Annotated in this window: 19 protein-coding genes; 14 read left to right on the forward strand and 5 right to left on the reverse strand. The window is 49.4% G+C overall.

Translation table 11 applies throughout. The features are described 5' to 3' along the window. The first annotated feature begins 30 nt into the window (after positions 1-30). The 3 genes from MHN33_RS09705 to MHN33_RS09715 are packed head-to-tail and all read left to right on the forward strand — an operon-like array spanning position 31 to position 3,146. The gene (locus tag MHN33_RS09705; RefSeq protein WP_239397779.1) at positions 31-2,619 is read left to right on the forward strand and encodes a YdbH domain-containing protein; all 2,589 of its coding nucleotides are present in this window, start codon (positions 31-33) and stop codon (positions 2,617-2,619) included. Positions 2,620-2,634: 15 nt separating this feature from the next. Further along, the gene (locus tag MHN33_RS09710; protein ID WP_046003022.1) at positions 2,635-2,814 is read left to right on the forward strand and encodes a YnbE family lipoprotein; all 180 of its coding nucleotides are present in this window, start codon (positions 2,635-2,637) and stop codon (positions 2,812-2,814) included. Positions 2,815-2,825: 11 nt separating this feature from the next. Further along, a complete protein-coding gene (locus MHN33_RS09715) occupies positions 2,826-3,146 on the forward strand; it encodes a YdbL family protein (RefSeq protein ID WP_239397780.1) in 321 nt (106 codons plus the stop codon). Between the two features lie 30 nt (positions 3,147-3,176). Here MHN33_RS09715 and MHN33_RS09720 read toward each other — a convergent pair whose 3' ends face one another. Continuing rightward, positions 3,177-3,722, reverse strand: coding sequence for a DUF1415 domain-containing protein (locus tag MHN33_RS09720; RefSeq protein ID WP_239397781.1), 546 nt, complete (start codon positions 3,720-3,722; stop codon positions 3,177-3,179). After that, entirely contained in the window at positions 3,723-4,994 is a 1,272-nt protein-coding gene (gene waaA, locus MHN33_RS09725) for a lipid IV(A) 3-deoxy-D-manno-octulosonic acid transferase (RefSeq protein WP_239397782.1), read from the reverse strand. It abuts the gene before it with no gap. 147 nt (positions 4,995-5,141) lie between these two features. Between waaA and MHN33_RS09730 the strand changes: the two genes are divergently transcribed. From MHN33_RS09730 to hldE, 3 genes are all read left to right on the forward strand, one after another. Then, complete coding sequence (locus MHN33_RS09730; RefSeq protein ID WP_239397783.1) at positions 5,142-6,590, forward strand: capsule assembly Wzi family protein; 1,449 nt, start codon at positions 5,142-5,144, stop codon at positions 6,588-6,590. A gap of 87 nt (positions 6,591-6,677) precedes the next feature. Next, entirely contained in the window at positions 6,678-7,271 is a 594-nt protein-coding gene (locus MHN33_RS09735; protein ID WP_209053440.1) for an SIS domain-containing protein, read from the forward strand. Then, a complete protein-coding gene (hldE, locus tag MHN33_RS09740; protein ID WP_239397784.1) occupies positions 7,268-8,713 on the forward strand; it encodes a bifunctional D-glycero-beta-D-manno-heptose-7-phosphate kinase/D-glycero-beta-D-manno-heptose 1-phosphate adenylyltransferase HldE in 1,446 nt (481 codons plus the stop codon). Before MHN33_RS09735 ends, hldE begins: the two co-directional genes overlap by 4 nt. A 26-nt stretch (positions 8,714-8,739) precedes the next feature. On the opposite strand, the gene MHN33_RS09745 is transcribed toward hldE, so the two are convergent. Then, positions 8,740-9,606, reverse strand: a complete 867-nt coding sequence (locus MHN33_RS09745) for a 3-deoxy-D-manno-octulosonic acid kinase (RefSeq protein ID WP_239397785.1) — start codon at positions 9,604-9,606, stop codon at positions 8,740-8,742. Between the two features lie 2 nt (positions 9,607-9,608). Here MHN33_RS09745 and MHN33_RS09750 point away from each other — a divergent pair, with 2 nt between their 5' ends. From MHN33_RS09750 to glpG, 6 genes are all read left to right on the forward strand, one after another. Then, positions 9,609-10,652, forward strand: coding sequence for a glycosyltransferase family 9 protein (locus MHN33_RS09750; protein WP_239397786.1), 1,044 nt, complete (start codon positions 9,609-9,611; stop codon positions 10,650-10,652). Further along, the gene (gmhB, locus tag MHN33_RS09755) at positions 10,649-11,206 is read left to right on the forward strand and encodes a D-glycero-beta-D-manno-heptose 1,7-bisphosphate 7-phosphatase (RefSeq protein ID WP_239397787.1); all 558 of its coding nucleotides are present in this window, start codon (positions 10,649-10,651) and stop codon (positions 11,204-11,206) included. Before MHN33_RS09750 ends, gmhB begins: the two co-directional genes overlap by 4 nt. A 172-nt stretch (positions 11,207-11,378) precedes the next feature. Next, a complete protein-coding gene (locus MHN33_RS09760; protein ID WP_046003014.1) occupies positions 11,379-12,575 on the forward strand; it encodes a glycine C-acetyltransferase in 1,197 nt (398 codons plus the stop codon). A gap of 82 nt (positions 12,576-12,657) precedes the next feature. Next, on the forward strand, positions 12,658-13,683 hold the full coding sequence (gene tdh, locus MHN33_RS09765; protein ID WP_239397788.1) for an L-threonine 3-dehydrogenase: 1,026 nt from the start codon (positions 12,658-12,660) through the stop codon (positions 13,681-13,683). An 87-nt stretch (positions 13,684-13,770) separates the two neighbouring features. Continuing rightward, a complete protein-coding gene (glpE, locus tag MHN33_RS09770; RefSeq protein ID WP_239397789.1) occupies positions 13,771-14,088 on the forward strand; it encodes a thiosulfate sulfurtransferase GlpE in 318 nt (105 codons plus the stop codon). Beyond that, on the forward strand, positions 14,085-14,906 hold the full coding sequence (gene glpG, locus MHN33_RS09775; RefSeq protein ID WP_239397790.1) for a rhomboid family intramembrane serine protease GlpG: 822 nt from the start codon (positions 14,085-14,087) through the stop codon (positions 14,904-14,906). The genes glpE and glpG overlap by 4 nt, the downstream gene beginning before the upstream one ends. A gap of 24 nt (positions 14,907-14,930) precedes the next feature. Here the strand turns inward: glpG and MHN33_RS09780 are convergent, their stop codons facing one another. Then, entirely contained in the window at positions 14,931-15,326 is a 396-nt protein-coding gene (locus MHN33_RS09780; RefSeq protein WP_239397791.1) for a flagellar basal body-associated protein FliL, read from the reverse strand. Between the two features lie 176 nt (positions 15,327-15,502). Between MHN33_RS09780 and MHN33_RS09785 the strand changes: the two genes are divergently transcribed. Both MHN33_RS09785 and ubiA read left to right on the forward strand, forming a co-directional pair. Next, positions 15,503-16,009, forward strand: a complete 507-nt coding sequence (locus MHN33_RS09785; protein ID WP_239397792.1) for a chorismate lyase — start codon at positions 15,503-15,505, stop codon at positions 16,007-16,009. Next, complete coding sequence (ubiA, locus tag MHN33_RS09790) at positions 16,006-16,875, forward strand: 4-hydroxybenzoate octaprenyltransferase (protein WP_239397793.1); 870 nt, start codon at positions 16,006-16,008, stop codon at positions 16,873-16,875. The genes MHN33_RS09785 and ubiA overlap by 4 nt, the downstream gene beginning before the upstream one ends. Positions 16,876-17,241: 366 nt before the next feature. Here ubiA and MHN33_RS09795 read toward each other — a convergent pair whose 3' ends face one another. Continuing rightward, positions 17,242-18,147 carry a LysR family transcriptional regulator gene (locus MHN33_RS09795; protein ID WP_054014569.1) on the reverse strand — a complete coding sequence of 302 codons (906 nt, stop codon included), beginning with the start codon at positions 18,145-18,147 and terminating at the stop codon, positions 17,242-17,244. Between the last annotated feature and the right edge of the window lie 28 nt (positions 18,148-18,175).

An 18,175-nucleotide genomic window follows, 5' to 3' on the forward strand; every position in this document is an offset into this window, starting at 1 on the left:
AAGCGAGTTTTCAATAAGTACCTGGTACCGATGCGGCGTTTTTTTCTTATTCTGTTATTTGCCCTGTTTACGATAGGGATCACTGTTTATTATTTTCGCGTGCCTCTGACACTCACCATTGGCAAGCAGATACTGACTGAAGAGCAGGGCTTGTTGGAGTGTCTCGACTGGTCAGTAGACAGCTGGGACAGATTGGCCATAGAGCGGCTGTGCTGGCGCAGTGATGCCATATCGGTGGAGCTCAGTAATGCCACCTTTGACGGCGATCATTTGCAGGTGAGCAATATGAGTGTGGTCCATCGTGCGGTTGAGACTGCAAGCGACACTGAGGTGGTGCACACGCCTGCGCCTTTACAGCTTGATTTGCCAGAGGGCATGCCGACACTCCAGATTGAGGCACTCACCGTATCGAGTTTCTTGTTACCAGCGCCGCTGAACCTGAGCGTAACCCAGCGCGATGACTTTGCGTTTACTATCAGCGGGGATGTAGAAGCCGATATCGACTTGTATGATACTGAACTGCTCAGTGCGTTGAAACTATCTAGCCCCGCTGTACAGAATGTGTTGCGTCAGGCCAACTTACCCGTGGAAGTGTCGGCTTTGGCAGGGGTTGTTGAAACTCGTTTTGATGGCCTGACGGTCAACGCAGATATCCAGTTACAGAGCACATTGAGCTATGCCTTGCCTCAGTGCCAGCCTGAGATTCAGGTCAATGGCGTGATCACCGGGCGGTGGGATTTGAGTAGCCAAAGTGGCAAAGTGGATCTGAGCCAGTTGCCTGTCGATGTGAGCGTACCTGAGTGTGAGTCACTGCTTGCAAAACTCCCACAGACCTGGCAAAACAGCCTTTGGTCGGCACAATGGCGAGCCCAAATCACCGAGCCGGTGACGCTGAATGCGGACAAGGTAAGCTTGCCTGAATTGCGTGTGTCTGATGGCAATGGCGTTACTTCAGTCACACTCAGTGATTTGGCATATCAGGTTAGCGGGCAGCAGGTGCGCAGTAAACTGATGCTCTCACATCACAGCGACGCGCTTAATCTGTTGGAGGCACAAGTCGACATGTTGCTTGCTGGCACACAATTGGATAGCAAGGGCACAGTCACCATTGAGGTGGCGCAGGCGCCGGCTGAGCTAGCCGTTAACTGGCAGGACTTAACTTTACGCAGCGAGTTTGCGTTGCTGGGCACTGTCACAGAGCAGTTAAATTTAACCTTTGCAGTGCAACCCCAGGCAAAGACTGTGACAGCAGACAACCTGAGCCTGGAGGCGCTTTCGACCAGGCTGTCTGGTCAAGCCACATTCGATTTGGCTAAGCAAGATGATTCCGCGACAAAAGCCCCATTTAAATTGCTGCAATGGCAGCTCAATTCTGATGTAGAGCGTTATCTGATCAGTGGCGTACAGGGGCGCAATCTGAGCATCACAGGGCATGGTGATGTTAATGCCATGCTGGCAGCTACTGTACATAGCGATATTCGGATTGGCTCCTTTAAACGTCAGGAAGTGAGAGGCAAAGACTTACATCAGCAGCTTGAGTTCAGTGGTCAATTGCACAGCGAGGGCCCGGTTGGCAAGCTAACGGGCAGCTCGGTTATTGAGTTGCTGGCTCACCCTCAACTGGTGCTCAGAGATGTCGAGATGCGAACGAGCGGCAGTATTGCGGGAAGTGAACAACTGGCGCTGAATCACACACTGACCCTGGACAACCTGGAGTTACAGCTGGCGCATCGTCTGGAAGCCGGGTTAATGCCATTTACCCTGACACTGGCCGATCATGGTCTGGGCGCAGTTCAGTCACTGGCCAGCCAGTTTGTGCCTAAACTTAAAATTGAGCAGGGTCTGATCAATGCTCAGGTTACGGGTGAGCTGACGCGCCAGACTTTTGATTTTGAAATGAATGTGGATGACGCCGCGTTTTTATATGAGCACCACTATGTGTCGGAGCTGGACCTGCCAATGAAGGGCAAGTGGCATGCGGGTGAGCTGATGATTGAACCTGCGCCACTGAGTATCACCGAGGTGCGCTCGGGTGCTGTGTTGACAGACGTACAAGGTCAGATAACTTCAGACAGCAATATGCCGGTGTTACGTCAGTTCAGGGCCAATGTGTTTGGCGGTCAGTTAGCGGCTGAGCAGATCTTACTGAGTAAGCAAGATCAGGAGATTTTAGTGACGGCCAGCGACCTGGATCTGATGCTGATCTCAGAAGCGGGCCGAGAGTCGGGCGTTGAGTTACATGGCCAGGTATCCGGCAGACTGCCGGTGTTTATACGCAACGGGCAGGCCGAGATCCGTGATGGCTATCTCAGCAATGTGGTGGATAGTATGCTCAAGGTAGAGGATAATGCATCATTCAACGCGTTAAAGTCTCAGCGTCCGGAATTACAAACGGTGTTTGGTGTACTGGACGAGTTGAGTATTGAAACATTAAGTGCTGACGTGAACATGGCACAAAACGGGCAGCTGGAATTGGCTGTGAAAATTGCCGGTGAAAACAAACAGCAAAAACAGCCCGTGAATTTTAATTATACGCACAGTGAAAATATTTATACCCTGTTCAGGGCATTGCGCCTGAGCGATGAAATTACTCAGGAAGTGGAAAAAGCTTTAAACTAATAGGAGCAACTCAGCATGAAATGGATGCTAACTTTGGTGTTCGCTGTTTTGGTATCAGCCTGTACACATAAAGTACAGGTAGAAACCAAAGAGCCAATCACCATCAACTTAAACGTCAAAGTTGACCATGAGATCCGCGTTAAGGTCGACAAAGAGCTGGACGATCTGTTCAGCGATGACAGTGAACTATTCTAAGGAGCCAGATCATGAACGCATCTAAGTTACTCACCACGATTGCCGCAGCTTGCATGAGCTTTTCGGTATTGGCCATTTCTCTGGATGATGCAAAGTCCCAGGGTTTGGTTGGCGAAACCGCAACGGGCTATCTGGGTGTGATTAAGGGCAGCAGCGAAGTGAACAAGCTGGTGGATGAAGTAAACAGCAAGCGCAAAGCAAAGTATCAGCAGCTGGCCAAGAAAAACGGCATCAGCCTGAGCCAGGTTGAAGTGATGGCTGCTAAAAAAACCTTTGCCAAAACGGCACCCGGTCACTTTGTTAAAGTAGACGGTAAGTGGGTTAAAAAGTAAGAGTGTGGGCGGTATAGTCCGCCCTGACTTTTATTTCTCTTGCAGGCACTGGTGCAGTAACTGCTGCCAAAACGCGGCCCCTTTTCTGCGTGCCAGTCGGATATTGTTATCCGGAATTGACTCGGGATCATCATAACTTTCCAGTGCTTCAGCCATGCTGGCTTCACGGATCACGTGCAAAGCCGGGTAGGGCGCACGATTCGTGTAGTTGGCTGGATCGTCCTCTTGTGCATCTGCAAATACATAATCCGGATGAAAGTTGGCAAGCTGAAAAACCCCTTCATAGCCCTGTGCAACCAGCAGCGCGTTTGCCAGGTCAACCAAGTCTAAAAATGCGTCAAAATCAGCAAAGCCCTGAGTGAAAATAAGCAGGCTGGTTTCGCGCTCAGGAGCTTGTGTCAGTGCCTGGCACTCATCCAGCATATCCATCACGGCATCTTCGGGAGATTGCGACTCACAGACTCGATAGTGAATCGCGTTTTGCTCAACTTCCTTGCGGGCAAATGGACAAAAGTTATATTTGACGATCACTGAGCTGACCCAGTTTTGCATCGCTTTGACAGCTAAATGGTGCATTTATTTTTCCAAAAGAGAGTTGATCATAGTAATACTGCGCGCAATGGCGCCCTGGTTGCGGGCCAGGCAAGCCTGTGCCTGCGCACCCAATTCTGTAGCACGTTGCGTTGAGCTTAAATACGCCAATAAAGTATCGGCTAACTGGTGTGAGTCAGCCACTTCGATGGCGCCTTGCAGTGCAAACAGTTCCGGATAGATGTGGGCAAAGTTATATGTGTGGGGGCCGGTCAGTACACCGACCGAACAGGCCGCAGCTTCAAGTGGGTTATGACCACCGCGCTCAATCAGGCTGCCGCCAATGTAGGCGATTTGTCCACATCCGTACAATAGCTTCAGTTCGCCAAGAGTGTCAGCCAGCAAGACCTGTGGCGACGCCGTGTACGCCTGACTTCGGCGGCTGTAACTGAACCCCTGCGCTTCAATTAATGCCGCGACTTTGTCGAACTGCTCCGGGTGCCTGGGCGCAATAATTAACAGCGCATCGGGCAGTTGGGTTAACAGTTGCTGGTGCGCCGCCAATACCTGCTCGTGCTCTGCGGGGTGGGTGGAACCGGCGACCCAAACGGGACGTGCGCCAAGTTGTGCCTTAATATCGTCAATTTTATCCTGCTGGCTATCATCCAGTGCGATATCAAACTTGATTGAGCCCGTTACCGTGATTTTTTCCTGAGCCAGCCCCAGTTTCACAAAGCGTTCTGCATCATCCTGGTTGTGGCTGGCCAGCATACTGATCTGACTCATGATAAAACGACTTAAAGGGGCAACTTTTTGATATCCCGAGAATGACTTTTCTGACAGACGCGCGTTTATAACGGTAACCGGGCAGTGTGACTGGCTGGCATAATAAAACAGGTTTGGCCACAACTCAGTTTCCAGCACCAACAACACTTTTGGTTGTAGTTGCCGGATAAAGCGTCGTGTTGCGAAGGCAAAATCGACTGGCAAGTAGCAGATGGTGATGTCTCGTATACTGTTACCAAACTGCTGAGTCAGCTGTTCGCGACCCGTTGGGGTGTTGCAGGTCAATACAAACGGGGCATTCGGGTGTGCTTTCAGAAGCGCTTGGATAAGCGGCGTGGCGGCCAGCACTTCTCCTACCGAGGCACAGTGGATAACGATCGCTTGCTCAGCACACCCTTGTGCCACTAAGCCGAAGCGCTCCGAGAAATGCGCTTTGTAGAGCGGGTTCTTTTTTCCTCTGATAACGTACAGATACAGCACAATGAAAGGGCATAATGTCAGCAGCAGCAGGGAATATAAGTGTCTAATCATGGCAGCCATCAGTGTAAAAAACGCTTATTTTAACTTGTCGGTCTAAAAAAGCGATAATACACGTACAAATTATCACAGTTGCCTTGGTGCTCAGCGGGCGGGAATTTGCTAGGATCGGGCAAAATCTCCAATTTTAAAGGTTTTAAGTTGTCTTTTCGTACTATCACGCTTTCTTCTTTGTGTCTGCTGGGTGCAGCGCAGGCTTTTGCAATGCCAACGGCATTCTTACCTTTGGGTAAAGACAACATCCTGGAATACCAGATTGACCAGATGTTTGCTCTGACCGGCACCTCGCCAATGGCCAAGCCATATCGGATCACCGAAATCAATAAAACGCTGTCTCAGCTTGCGAGCCTGGATCCTGTTTTACATCAAAGTATCAAAATGCGACTGGCTCCCTATCTGGAAAGAGATGCAATCACCCGTCGCGGCGTTAAATTGAGGGTGGATTCGGGTGAAACGCAGAAACTTGCGAACGATCGTGGAAACTACAGTGATGAGTATGCAGAGTTATCATTCGATGGGATCTGGCGCGGCAGTGACACTAGCTTAGTACAAATCGGTGCAGAATATCGTGTCGATGCGGGTAAGGTTGTGCCTTACAATACGTTTTATGCCTTGGGCGGAGATAATTTACAACTTACTTTGGGCTATAAAGAGCATTGGTTTTCGCCATTCAAACAGGGTGCTCAGGTCTATTCAAACAATGCCAAGCCGTCATTATCGGCATCTTTAGGGTTAAATTTGCCATTAGACAATTGGTGGAACTTTGATTTTGAACTTTTCTACTCCGAGCTGGAACATGTAGAAGAGGGGATTTTATATCAGGGTAAGCGTCATGATGGCACACCTAAACTCGCAGGTACGCATATTAGTTTTGAACCTTTGGAAAACTGGAAGATTGGTATCAACCGAATGATGCAGTTTGGCGGTGGGCCCCGTGAGGTTGGTTTCAAAGACGTTGTTAAGGCGTATTTTGACCCTGCCGGCAATGATAATGTGGGTAAGGTGGGGAGTTCGGATGAAGAGCTCGGAGATCAGTGGGCCAGTATTACGTCGGTGTTTAGAACAAACTGGTTGATGCCTGCCCAATGGTACCTTGAATATGGCGGGGAAGACACAAAAGACCATCAAAACTACCAATTTGGTAATATTGCATCCAACTTTGGTTTCTATCTGCCCGCGCTGACGCAAAGTCTGACGTTCAGATATGAATACTCCAATATGCATAGTTTGTGGTACAACAATTACATTTATCCCAGAAAAGGGAACTCTATTGATGGGTTTGTGGTTGGGCATGCCGTTGCCAATCAGCGTAGCTTTCAGGATGGTGTGCCAAGCAAGGCCCACCTTGTCGAGGTGACCTATCGGGAAAACCTCGACTCAATGTGGCGCCTTGAGCTGTCTACAGTCAAAAATAGCAATCACTTTGTGGCTTTTGATACAGTGAATACGCGTGATTACGAACAGGCTCGTCAGCTTCAGGTAGCCAATACCCGGCGCATGTATGATAAGCAAGTCGAGACCTCACTCACCTACGGTAAAGATGTCTTTGGCGAAAACTACACTTGGCTATCTGTCAATGTATACTGGTAGCGGTGCGCAGCGTTACCATTTAATTTAACACGGGTTAGTTTTGACTTTGCAACGAATACAGAGTCGCATTATTTATTAAGGATCACTATGTCAATCAATGATCACATCAAACAAAGCTATCAGGCCAGCTTAGAGCGACATATGGCGTTGTTCGCAAAAATGGCCGATTATCACTCCCAGTCTGTGGAACTACTGGCCGCCTGCAAAGCAACCCTGGATGCGGGTGGTAAGGTGATTTGGTTTGGTAATGGTGGCAGTGCGGCTGATGCACAGCATTTGGCTGCCGAGTTTGTGGTGCGTTACAAGCTCGAGCGTGGTCCGCTGGCGTCCATTGCTTTGACTACAGATACGTCAATCTTAACGGCGCACAGCAACGATTATCACTTTAACACCGTATTTGAGCGCCAGGTGCAGGCATTATGTAAACCACAAGATTTGGTGATTGGCCTGACAACGTCAGGCACCAGTGAGAACATCAACCTGGCATTACAGGCAGCGAACGAGATTGGTGCCTACACGGTGGCACTGACAGGCCGTACTGGCGGCACAGTAAAAGACATTGCCAGACTGCCCATTATCATCGACTTTGATGAAACCGCACGCATTCAGGAAGCCCACATGTTTATCGGGCACTGGCTCTGTGAAGCGGTCGATATGGTGATTGCGGAGCAGTCAGCATGAACCTGAGTGCATTGAGAAATTTAAACCAGGCTAAGGTCCTGGTGGTCGGTGATGTCATGCTCGACCGCTATTGGCATGGCGATACGGGTCGTATTTCACCTGAAGCGCCGGTGCCGGTGGTTAAGGTAAGTAGCCTGGAAGACAAAGCGGGCGGCGCGGCTAACGTAGCGAAAAATATTGCGCATTTGGATGGTCAGGTTGGACTGCTGGGCTTAATTGGTGAAGATGACAATGGCCGCCAGCTGGAATCGATTTTGGCAAAAGAGCAAATTGCCTCGCAACTGGTTACCGTAGCTGAGCTGCCGACGATTGCCAAAATGCGCGTGATCAGCCGTCATCAGCAGGTTGTCCGGCTGGACCTGGAAGAGCCTTTTGTGCGCTCTCACAGTCAGCTGTTATTGACCCGCCTGGAGCAGGTGGTTGATGACTATGATTTTGTGCTTTTTTCTGATTATAACAAAGGCGCGTTAACTTGCATTGAAGAGATGATTAAGGTCGCTAAGGAGGCTGGTAAAACGGTCCTGATAGATCCGAAATCGTCTGATCTGAGCCGCTATCGTGGCGCAGACTACATTACGCCAAATCTCAACGAGTTTCGCCTCGCCGGGGGGGATGCTAGCAACGAAGAGACACTGACCACCAGTGCCCGGGCGTTGATAAAGCAAGCGGGCATTGGCGCTATGTTGCTGACTCGCTCTGAGCAGGGTATGTCGCTGATTACGCAAGGTGAGAAGCATGATTTTGCGGCTCAGGTTCAGGAAGTCAGCGATGTTACCGGTGCCGGTGATACTGTGATCGCAACACTGACAACCATGCTGGGCGCCGGATTTTCGTCCAGTGAAGCGGTGGAACTGGCTAACTTAGCGGCGGGGATTGCCGTGGCTAAGCTGGGCGCCGCGACTGTGACCCCAGAGGAACTGAGCCGCAAACTGGGCCAGTACCTGCGCCAAACCGGAGAGCATTATCAAGCTCCTTATGAGGAAGTGCTCAAGCACATCGAGTTTGCCAAACAAAACGGCGAAACCATCGTCTTTACCAATGGCTGCTTCGATATTCTGCACGCCGGGCATGTACGTTATCTGGCGCAAGCTAAGGCCAGAGGCGACCGGCTGGTGGTCGGGCTTAACACCGATGACTCTATTTCAAGGCTGAAAGGGCCTGAGCGGCCAATCAATCCGCTCAATGAGCGCGCTATGGTGCTGTCGGCGTTGGCGTCGGTCGACTGGGTGATCCCGTTTGGCAAAGAGAGTGAGGGCGATACACCGGCTAAGCTGATTGAACAGATCAGCCCGCATATTCTCGTCAAGGGCGGAGATTATCAGGTGTCAGAAATTGCAGGCGCAGATCATGTCCTTGCCATGGGCGGCCAGGTTGAGGTGTTAGCCTTTCTCGACGGGTGCTCCACATCTAATATCATTGCCAAGGCCAGAGAGACTGAGTAGCCTTGTCTGACAATGCAAAAGCCGGTTTACGCCGGCTTTTTCGTCATTGCAGCCTGATAGGTATCAACAAAACCTTGCCAGTCCTGCTCTGTACAGAAAAACTGTGTGGAACGCGATGCCTCTTTTTTTAGCGACCGGGCGAGCCGCTCAATGTTGGCCTGTTGCCACTCTTTTGCAGGCGTTTTGAGCGCACCCTTGTCAAAATCAATCAGGTAGACTCTGCCCTGATCATCAAACAAAATATTATTGCAGTTTAAATCGTCGTGATAGGCACCGACATGATGAAAGCGCGCCAGCGTGGTTGCGACTTGCTGCCAGTCCTGTGGCGGCAGTGGTGCCGATTGTAGCCTTTCACACAAGCTTTGTGCGCCTGAGATGGCGTCCGTCAGGATATCCGCACGATAAATACCTGCCGATACGGTGACTCTGGCGCCCAGCGGCGTCGGAACTGGTAAGCCCTGGTTAGCAAGTTGAGTGAGCAGATCCAGCTCGAGATACACGCGAGTATTTTTCAGACCGGTAAACAGATACTGATCTTTGAGCACTTTACCAATTAAGCCCCCGCGCCAGTAGTGTTTGAGGACTGCAACCTGTTGCGAAGCATAGCGCACAAACCAGGCCGCAGCGCGCCCCTGCTTTGAGGTCACAACGGCGTTTTGCCGTTGCCAGAATGCCACATCGAACCAATCCGAAGACAAAGACTCCGGCGTATGGCGGGTGCGCAACAAGTAGTGGTTGTGGTGTTGTTCTATTTTTAACATGACTTCTCTGAAGTGGCACTGCAACGACAAACGCCCAGTGTAACGACTTTTCTTGTCGGGGAAAATCTCACAGGTTGCAAAATAGTGGGTTTTATTTAAGATCGGGTGCTTATTTTCAGTTACGGGCGACATGTGTGTCTCAGGCAATTTCTTCCATTTGTATTCTCCGTCTTTCAGCCATCGGTGATGTTTGTCATGCCGTTGCCGCTGTTCAGGCCATCCAGCGCGCGCATCCACAGGCAAAGATCACCTGGGTGATAGGCAAAGTTGAAGCCATGCTACTGGCAGATATGCCTGGGGTTGAGTTTGTTATTTTTGACAAGAAACAAGGTAGGGCTGCATTTAAGCAGCTGAAGGCGCACTTTAAAGGACATAAGTTCGACGTCCTTTTACATATGCAAGTGGCGTTTCGCGCCAACCTGGCTGCACGCTGCATCCCCGCCCGAGTCAAAATTGGTTTTGATAAGGGCCGCTCTAAAGAACTGCATTCACTGGTGATCAACAAGCGGATCACCCCACAAAGTGAGTCTCATGTGTTGGAAGGGTTTCAGAACTTTGCCCGCGCCATCGGTGCTGAGTGTGGCGCACCAACATGGGATATGCCTGTGAGCGAGGCGGATAAGCAGGAAGCCTGTGAACTGCTGCAAGGCCTGGAGCGTATTTTCGTGATTTCTCCGGCTGCCAGTAAAGCAGAGCGTAATTGGCTGCCAGAGCGTTATGCCGCACTGGCAGATTATGCTGCGGCACAGGGGTTTAGCGTAGTGCTGACAGGCGGACCGACCGAGCTGGAGCGCAACCTCAGTGATGCCATCCTGACGCATGCACAGTGCGATATCACCAATCTGGTTGGCAAAACCAAACTTAAAACCTTACTGTGTGTACTGGCGCAGGCGCAACTGGTGCTGGCACCGGATACCGGACCTGCTCACATGGCAGTGACGGTTGGCACGCCGGTCATTGGTTTGTATGCGCATTCCAACCCCAAACGCACCGGTCCGTATTTGTATCAGGATTATGTGGTCGAGGTGTACCATGACAACCTGGCGGCACAAAAAGGCAAAAGTGCACAACAGCTTAAATGGGGTACGCGTTTAAAGGGCCGTGATTTGATGAGCCAAATCTCAGTGGAGCGGGTGACACAGATGTTCGACCAGGTAGTAAAGCAGGAACAATTATGACACACAAAGCGGTATTTCTGGACCGGGACGGGGTGATCAATCAGGATCATGCCTACGTGCATAAAATCGAGGACTTTGAGTTTATTGATGGGGTGTTTGAGGCATGTCAGCAATTTCAGGCTCTGGGTTACAAGCTGGTGGTGGTGACCAACCAGTCAGGTATTGGCCGGGGATATTATGATGAAGCTCAGTTTGCACAGCTTACGGACTGGATGTGCAAGCAGTTTCTGGCTCATGGTGTGTCGATTTCAGGCGTGTACTTTTGCCCTCACCATCCGAAAAAAGCGCAACCACAGTATCTGCGTGAGTGTGAATGCCGCAAACCAAATCCCGGTATGTTGCTGCAAGCCATCGAAGAGCATGACATCGACCCGACACGCAGCGTGATGGTCGGCGATAAAGGCTCGGATATGCAGGCCGCACAGGCCGCTGGTGTACGCACTAAGATTTTGGTTGAGTCGGGTCAGACGTTCAGTGAGGAGGTACGCGCGTCTGCCGACTATGTGTGTGGAACATTGCGTCAGGTACTTGATGTACCTCCGTTTATCTCATAAGCGTTTACAAAACGTCTGCGAACAAGATAATCACAATCCGTGCAATTAAGGTGCGAACCTTTTAAAATATAAGCAACGAATTTAATGACACAGCCGGTATTGAAAATAAACGATATCGGCATTTTAGTGTGTGCCTGGTGCGCACACCCCGTGCAACTAATGGAGACTCCCGATGAGAGCAGCGGCATTTTTCAGCCAGCTTCAGCAACAGATTGAAGAAGTAAAAGCTGAGGGTTTATACAAGAAAGAGCGTGTGATCACCTCTCAGCAGCAAGCAGAAATCGCAGTATCAACCGGCGAAAGTGTTATCAACTTCTGTGCAAACAATTACTTAGGCCTTGCCAATCACCCAGACCTGATTGCGGCTGCTCAACGCGGTCTGGATGATCACGGTTTTGGTGTGGCGTCTGTGCGCTTTATCTGTGGTACTCAGGATATCCATAAAACTCTGGAAGCTAAAGTCAGCGAATTCCTGCAAACAGAAGATACCATTTTGTATTCTTCGTGCTTTGACGCCAATGCCGGCCTGTTTGAAACCATTTTAGGCCCGGAAGATGCGATTATCTCGGATTCTCTAAATCATGCGTCTATTATTGATGGTGTACGCTTATGTAAGGCAAAGCGTTTCCGTTATGCCAACAACGACATGGCGGATCTGGAAAAGCAGTTGATTGCGGCAGATGAGGCCGGTGTAAAAACCAAGCTGATCGCAACAGACGGCGTATTCTCTATGGACGGGGTCATTTGTAACCTGTCTGAGTTATGTGATCTGGCGGACAAGTACGATGCCCTGGTTATGGTAGACGACTCGCATGCCGTTGGGTTTGTTGGTGAAAACGGCCGTGGTACACCAGAATACTGTGGTGTGATGGACCGAGTGGACATCATCACAGGCACACTAGGTAAAGCGCTGGGCGGTGCATCTGGTGGCTATACTTCTGGTAAAAAAGAAATTGTTGAGTGGTTACGTCAACGCTCTCGTCCGTACTTGTTCTCAAACTCACTGGCACCGTCTATCGTCACGGCGTCTATCAAAGTACTGGATATGATGAAAGAAGGCCAGGCGCTGCGCAACAAGCTGTGGGAAAATGCCGCACATTTCCGTAGTAAAATGGAAGCCGCAGGCTTTACCTGTGCAGGTAAAGACCATGCCATTATCCCGGTGATGCTGGGCGATGCGAAAGTGGCCTCCGACATGGCAGATCGCTTGTTGGCTGAAGGTATTTATGTAATTGGCTTCTCTTACCCGGTTGTACCGAAAGGTCAGGCACGGATCCGCACTCAGATCTCTGCGGCACACACCACAGAGCAGCTGGACAAGGCGATTGATGCCTTTATCCGCATTGGTAAAGAACTGGGCGTGATTTAATCATTGCCCGACAGCCTCCTCTGGCTGTGAGCGATTTATAGCGCAAGCCACCGGCTTGCGTGTTTCTGACGAGTGAAAACACATGAAAGCACTATCCAAGTTAAAAGCACAAGAAGGGATTTGGATGACGGATGCGCCCAAACCGGAAGTAGGGCATAACGATCTGCTGATCAAAATCCGTAAAACCGCCATTTGTGGCACCGATGTTCACATTTACAAATGGGACGAGTGGGCACAAAATACCATTCCAACACCTATGGTAGTGGGACACGAGTACGTGGGCGAAGTTGTGGATATGGGCCAGGAAGTCCGTGGTTTTGAAATTGGTGACCGCGTATCTGGTGAAGGCCATATTACGTGTGGACATTGCCGCAACTGTCGTGCCGGTCGTGTCCATCTGTGTCGCAACACCATAGGGGTGGGCGTCAATCGTGAAGGGTCATTCGCAGAGTACCTAGTTATTCCCGCGTACAATGCGTTTAAGATCCCGGATAACATTTCTGACGAGCTGGCATCTATCTTTGACCCATTTGGCAATGCTGTGCATACCGCCTTGTCTTTTGATCTGGTCGGTGAAGATGTTTTGATCACAGGTGCTGGCCCCATCGGGATCATGGCTGCCGCAGTGGCCAAGCATGTTGGTGCACGTCATGTGGTGATCACCGATGTTAACGAGTATCGTCTTGAGTTGGCACGTAAAATGGGTGCAACCCGTGCTGTCAATGTCGCCGAGGAAAAGCTTGAAGACGTGATGACTGAGCTGGGTATGACTGAAGGGTTTGATATCGGTCTGGAAATGTCGGGTGTGCCCGTGGCGTTCAACAGTATGCTGAACAACATGAATCATGGCGGTAAAATTGCCATGCTGGGTATTCCACCAAGCGACATGGCTGTGGACTGGAATCAGGTCATTTTCAAAGGCTTGGTGATCAAAGGTATCTATGGTCGCGAGATGTTTGAAACCTGGTATAAAATGGCGAGTCTGATCCAGTCAGGTCTGAATCTGGAGCCTATTATTACCCACCAGTTCCATATTGATGAGTTCCAGCAGGGCTTTGATACTATGATCTCTGGTCAATCGGGTAAAGTGATCTTAAACTGGGATTAAGGTCCATACGATCCTACTTTAAAACACCTCGGGTCCGTGACCGTTAACGAGGTGTTTTTTGTGTCTGCTTATTAAATTGAGAGTACTATGAGTTTTAAACATATTTCCGTAGCCCAAACCCAAGAGATGTTGGCGCAATCCGACCTGGTCATCGCCGATATTCGCGATGCAAATTCATTTGCGCAAGGGCACATTCCGGGTGCTGAACATTTGTCGAATGACAACCTGGGGCACTTCTTACAGGAAAAAGAGTTTGAGCAACCGATTGTCGTGGTGTGCTATCACGGGATCAGTTCGCAAGGTGCGGCAAATTACCTGGCTGAACAGGGGTTTGAAGATGTTTACAGTATGGACGGTGGTTTTACGCAGTGGGCGCAGGAGCTACCGGATAATGTCGCAAAATGAAATGGCTAGGCTCCTTTGACAACCCGCGTGCGGTGCAGGGAGTCGCAGACTATCTGAAAACCCGTCAGATTGCGTGCCGTGTTACCAGCGAGGACGGGCAGATGGTCTCAGTCTGGGTGGACGAACAGCAATGGGCTCAGGCTAATGAGATCTGGCAGGAGTTTATTACCGACCCTTATCATGAAAAGTACCTTGCTGCGTCCTGGCAGCTTGCGCCAAAACAGTCTTCACTCGTTTACCAGGGGACAAAGCTGAATCTGTGGCAACGTTTTACGGCGCTGAGCTGGATGCTCAAAGCCGTATTTATTATCTCATTGGGGATATTTTTAAGCTTCTATGTCTATGGGGTTGAATCCGTCTTTGCCGTTTTTCGGTTTGAACCACAGGCTCCCTGGCGCTGGATCACCCCCGCATTTTTACACTTCGGATTGCTGCACCTGGTATTTAACCTGTCGTGGTGGCTGTATCTGGGTCACATGATTGAGCATCGTCTTGGCAGCTGGGTGCTCTGGGTCATCTTTGTTGCCGGTGCCCTATTGAGTAATTGGATGCAGTATCTGCTCGGGGATGCAAACTTTGGTGGTCTCAGCGGTGTGGTCTACGCCTTGCTGGGTTTTTGTTGGATACACTCAGCAAAACATCCCCAGTCACCTCCAATGATAGGAACGCCCATTGTGGGCTTTATGCTGATCTGGATGGTGTTGGGCTTTACTGATGTGTTATTTGTCAATATGGCGAACTGGGCACATTTATTTGGTTTGCTGGCAGGTATGAGTGTGGCGGCGTTATTACCTATGCGCAACACTAAACAGGAATAATACGCGGTTATTTAACTTGCGACACTAATGATATAAATACTTAGTGAACAGGACTTCCCGGATGATTTCTTGTCCGGTTTCTTCTTTCAACAAAGTTTTCAGCTTTTCTGCACAACGCTGGCGTATTTCCTCACGTCCGGTCAGTGATTTGACAGTTTCTTCCGGCTCTTTACTTAAGATTTGCACTATCGCATCGCGAAGCAGGGGGGTGTGATGTTCAACGACTGCGATATTGCTGACATCATCAAGCATTAAATCTACGGTAACCCGGACATAGCCGAGCTTTTTATTGGATTGTCCAATGTAGTTGGTAATGATATCAGGCTCAAATCCAAAGTAGCCGACGGTTGACTCAGCGCGTGAGTTTGTACTCACACAAATCAGCACAAGTGCCATCAACGCGATACAGATCCGATTCATAATAGCCTGAAAATACTTAACTAAATACCAACAATAGGATTAGTTTATACGTAAAATCGGGTTATGAACAGCAGTGAGTAAGGGAAAGGTAAACTTTTTTGCCGGAGTAAGCTTTGCTATCATGACGCGGTTATTACCTGAATTGAATTACTGACTTGTTTAATCTGCCAAATTTATTGCGATCAAGCTGGGAGCCTCTTGCCCGGCATAAGGACATCCCGGACGACCTGCGCCCACTGTTATGTGAAACCGGCTCTCTGACGGCTTTGCTGCGCTTACAGTGTCGTATTTTACATGTAGAGGTGCTCAGTGAACAGGTGCTTCAGCTTGAGGGAGAAGTGCAAGCTATCCTGGGCTGTGACAGCGCCTTGTGCAGGGAGGTCGTGTTATATTGTGATGATATTCCGGTCGTTTATGGGCAGAGTTGGCTCCCGGACAGTGCTGTTGCACTGGGACTCAATAACATCGGGACTACCCCGCTTGGGGAGCGTTTATTTGACCAGCAAGCCTGGCAAAGAGGGGCGATTGAAGTTGCGACGCTGGACAAAAAGCAGTTGCCGTCATTTTTTCCGGTTAATGAGACTCTGAACCGTGAGTTTTGCCACGCAAGGCGCAGTGTCTTTACGCGTCAGAATAGCAAAGTACTGGTGTGCGAAATTTTCCTGAATGGAGTTAAGGTATGAAACTATCGCGGCTGCGGGCTGATCATATAGAAGAATACAAGCAACTGATGCGTGTTGAGAAACCCATTGGTACTTTGCTATTGATGTGGCCAACGCTTTGGAGCTTGTGGATAGCGTCCGGTGGTATACCACACTGGCATTTTTTACTTATCTTTGCACTGGGTACCTTCATGATGCGCAGTGCAGGGTGTGTAATCAATGATTTTGCTGACCGCAAGGTAGATGGCGCGGTCAAAAGGACTGCGCAACGACCCCTGGCCAGAGGAGCCGTCAGCGAGGGAGAAGCTCTGACCTTATTTGCCCTGTTGGTTGGCGCATCTTTTGTGTTGGTATTGTTATTGAACTGGCAGACCATTCTATTGTCATTTGGTGCATTGGCCTTGGCCAGTGTCTATCCCTTTATGAAGCGCTACACTAACTTGCCTCAGGTTGTACTGGGGGCTGCGTTTAGCTGGGGGATCCCAATGTCCTTTATGGCTGTACAGGAGAGCGTCCCTGCCATTGCCTGGGTGCTATTTATTGCCAACCTGTTATGGACTGTGGCCTATGACACAAAGTATGCCATGGTGGATAAAGATGATGATATTGTGGTCGGGATCAAATCTACCGCTATCCTGTTTGGTCGCTGGGACAGGCATGTCATTGCTGTGCTCAACCTGGCATTTTTAGCTTGTATGGCCTGGGTGGCAACCCAGGTGACGATGTCTGTGTGGTTCTGGTGTGGTTTTAGCATCGCCGGAGTGTGGCTTGTGAAACTGCAATGGCAGATCAATGACAGAAGTAGAGATAAGTGTTTTCAGGCATTTCTGAGCAATAATTATGTCGGCCTGGCGATGTTTTCCGCGGTGGTTGCCGGCATTTGGTGAGTAATACCAAATGGCTGAATTTATAGCCAATTCGAAGGCGTAACCCTGCGCCAACTGTGTTGAAAACGCTTCACTTATACCAATTTGCTTAATTAAGTGTTCTATTTTGAGGCGAGAAAATATTGTTGAATACCGCGCTGCGATTGCTGGGCACGTCAGCAGCTTCATAATCGATTTCAAGATTGGGTAATGATTTAAACGCCCTGGAGAAACAGGCTTGCAGAGGGGGGAAAGAGGGCGAGCGAATTTTTTCTGACTCCATTCCTACGGTTAAGAACCGTGATACCCGAATAGAATACCTTGCGTAAAACTCGCTCAAAACTCCCATTTATCCAAACAGATAAGAAAAATCGTTAACGCTATTGATTAACTGTTTACCGCTGTTGCAACGGCATTTTTTTGTGCTGTTTGTTCAATTAATGACAACAAGTTACTGACGTGTGAACCACTGCCAAGCTGGTGGCTGGTTTGCACGACAATTTGCTCATGACTAGCGTCCTTGTTAGTCTTCAGTAAGATCAGTTCCGGGTCTTGCGCGATGACCTTAGAGTGCTCAATGCTTGCAATGGCAAAGCTTTGGCTGTTCTTCAGTCCGTCAATCACCTGGCTGATATTACCAATTTTGACATTGGTTGACTTGTTAAGCCCTTCAACCGCCTCATTAAGCATGTTCTGTACCTGTTTAGACTGAGAAAAACAGCCGTACATAGGGTACTGAGCAAGCTCACTGCGACGAATACTGTCTTGTGTTGCCAGTGGATGTTGTTTAGCAACAAACAAAACCAGTTGGTCGGGCAGATGAATATCACTCACTAAGCTGGTTGCAGATTCAAGGTAAACACTGATGTCTATTTCACCAAGCTGAAGCTTGCGAAGTAGATCATGCTCACTTAAAAGTTGCATTTCAACTTTGACGTTGGGGAAATCCGCCAAAAACTGTCCACATGACGTTGGCACTATGCTACTGGCTTGTGCAGTGTAACCAACAACAACGCGCTGTTGATCACGACCAAACAAACTTTGTTTGATAGTGTTTCTGGTTATGTCTAATTCCGATAAGGTAGACTTACAATAATTGAGAAAAAGTTCACCTTGTTCGGTCAGTTTGACGGAGCGGGTAGATCGTTTGACAAGTTCACAGCCAATCTCATCTTCCAGTGTCTGAATGCTTCTGGTGAGTGCGGAAGTACTGATATTGGTTTGTTCTGCGGCTTGCCTAAAGTGGCGTAAATTGCCTAAAGCAACGAATTGCTCGAGTTGTTCAAATCTCATGTGAAATTCCTTTTATTTCAACAAAAAT

The organism is Pseudoalteromonas sp. OOF1S-7 (genome assembly GCF_022347765.1).
GTDB lineage: Bacteria > Pseudomonadota > Gammaproteobacteria > Enterobacterales > Alteromonadaceae > Pseudoalteromonas.

Coding starts and splice junctions, on each gene's coding strand:
- MHN33_RS09705 (WP_239397779.1), top strand. CDS start 31: ATGCGGCGTTTTTTTCTTATTCTGTTATTTGCCCTGTTTACGATAGGG.
- MHN33_RS09710 (WP_046003022.1), top strand. CDS start 2,635: ATGAAATGGATGCTAACTTTGGTGTTCGCTGTTTTGGTATCAGCCTGT.
- MHN33_RS09715 (WP_239397780.1), top strand. CDS start 2,826: ATGAACGCATCTAAGTTACTCACCACGATTGCCGCAGCTTGCATGAGC.
- MHN33_RS09720 (WP_239397781.1), bottom strand. CDS start 3,722: ATGCACCATTTAGCTGTCAAAGCGATGCAAAACTGGGTCAGCTCAGTG.
- waaA (WP_239397782.1), bottom strand. CDS start 4,994: ATGATTAGACACTTATATTCCCTGCTGCTGCTGACATTATGCCCTTTC.
- MHN33_RS09735 (WP_209053440.1), top strand. CDS start 6,678: ATGTCAATCAATGATCACATCAAACAAAGCTATCAGGCCAGCTTAGAG.
- hldE (WP_239397784.1), top strand. CDS start 7,268: ATGAACCTGAGTGCATTGAGAAATTTAAACCAGGCTAAGGTCCTGGTG.
- MHN33_RS09745 (WP_239397785.1), bottom strand. CDS start 9,606: ATGTCGCCCGTAACTGAAAATAAGCACCCGATCTTAAATAAAACCCAC.
- gmhB (WP_239397787.1), top strand. CDS start 10,649: ATGACACACAAAGCGGTATTTCTGGACCGGGACGGGGTGATCAATCAG.
- MHN33_RS09760 (WP_046003014.1), top strand. CDS start 11,379: ATGAGAGCAGCGGCATTTTTCAGCCAGCTTCAGCAACAGATTGAAGAA.
- tdh (WP_239397788.1), top strand. CDS start 12,658: ATGAAAGCACTATCCAAGTTAAAAGCACAAGAAGGGATTTGGATGACG.
- glpE (WP_239397789.1), top strand. CDS start 13,771: ATGAGTTTTAAACATATTTCCGTAGCCCAAACCCAAGAGATGTTGGCG.
- glpG (WP_239397790.1), top strand. CDS start 14,085: ATGAAATGGCTAGGCTCCTTTGACAACCCGCGTGCGGTGCAGGGAGTC.
- MHN33_RS09780 (WP_239397791.1), bottom strand. CDS start 15,326: ATGAATCGGATCTGTATCGCGTTGATGGCACTTGTGCTGATTTGTGTG.
- ubiA (WP_239397793.1), top strand. CDS start 16,006: ATGAAACTATCGCGGCTGCGGGCTGATCATATAGAAGAATACAAGCAA.
- MHN33_RS09795 (WP_054014569.1), bottom strand. CDS start 18,147: ATGAGATTTGAACAACTCGAGCAATTCGTTGCTTTAGGCAATTTACGC.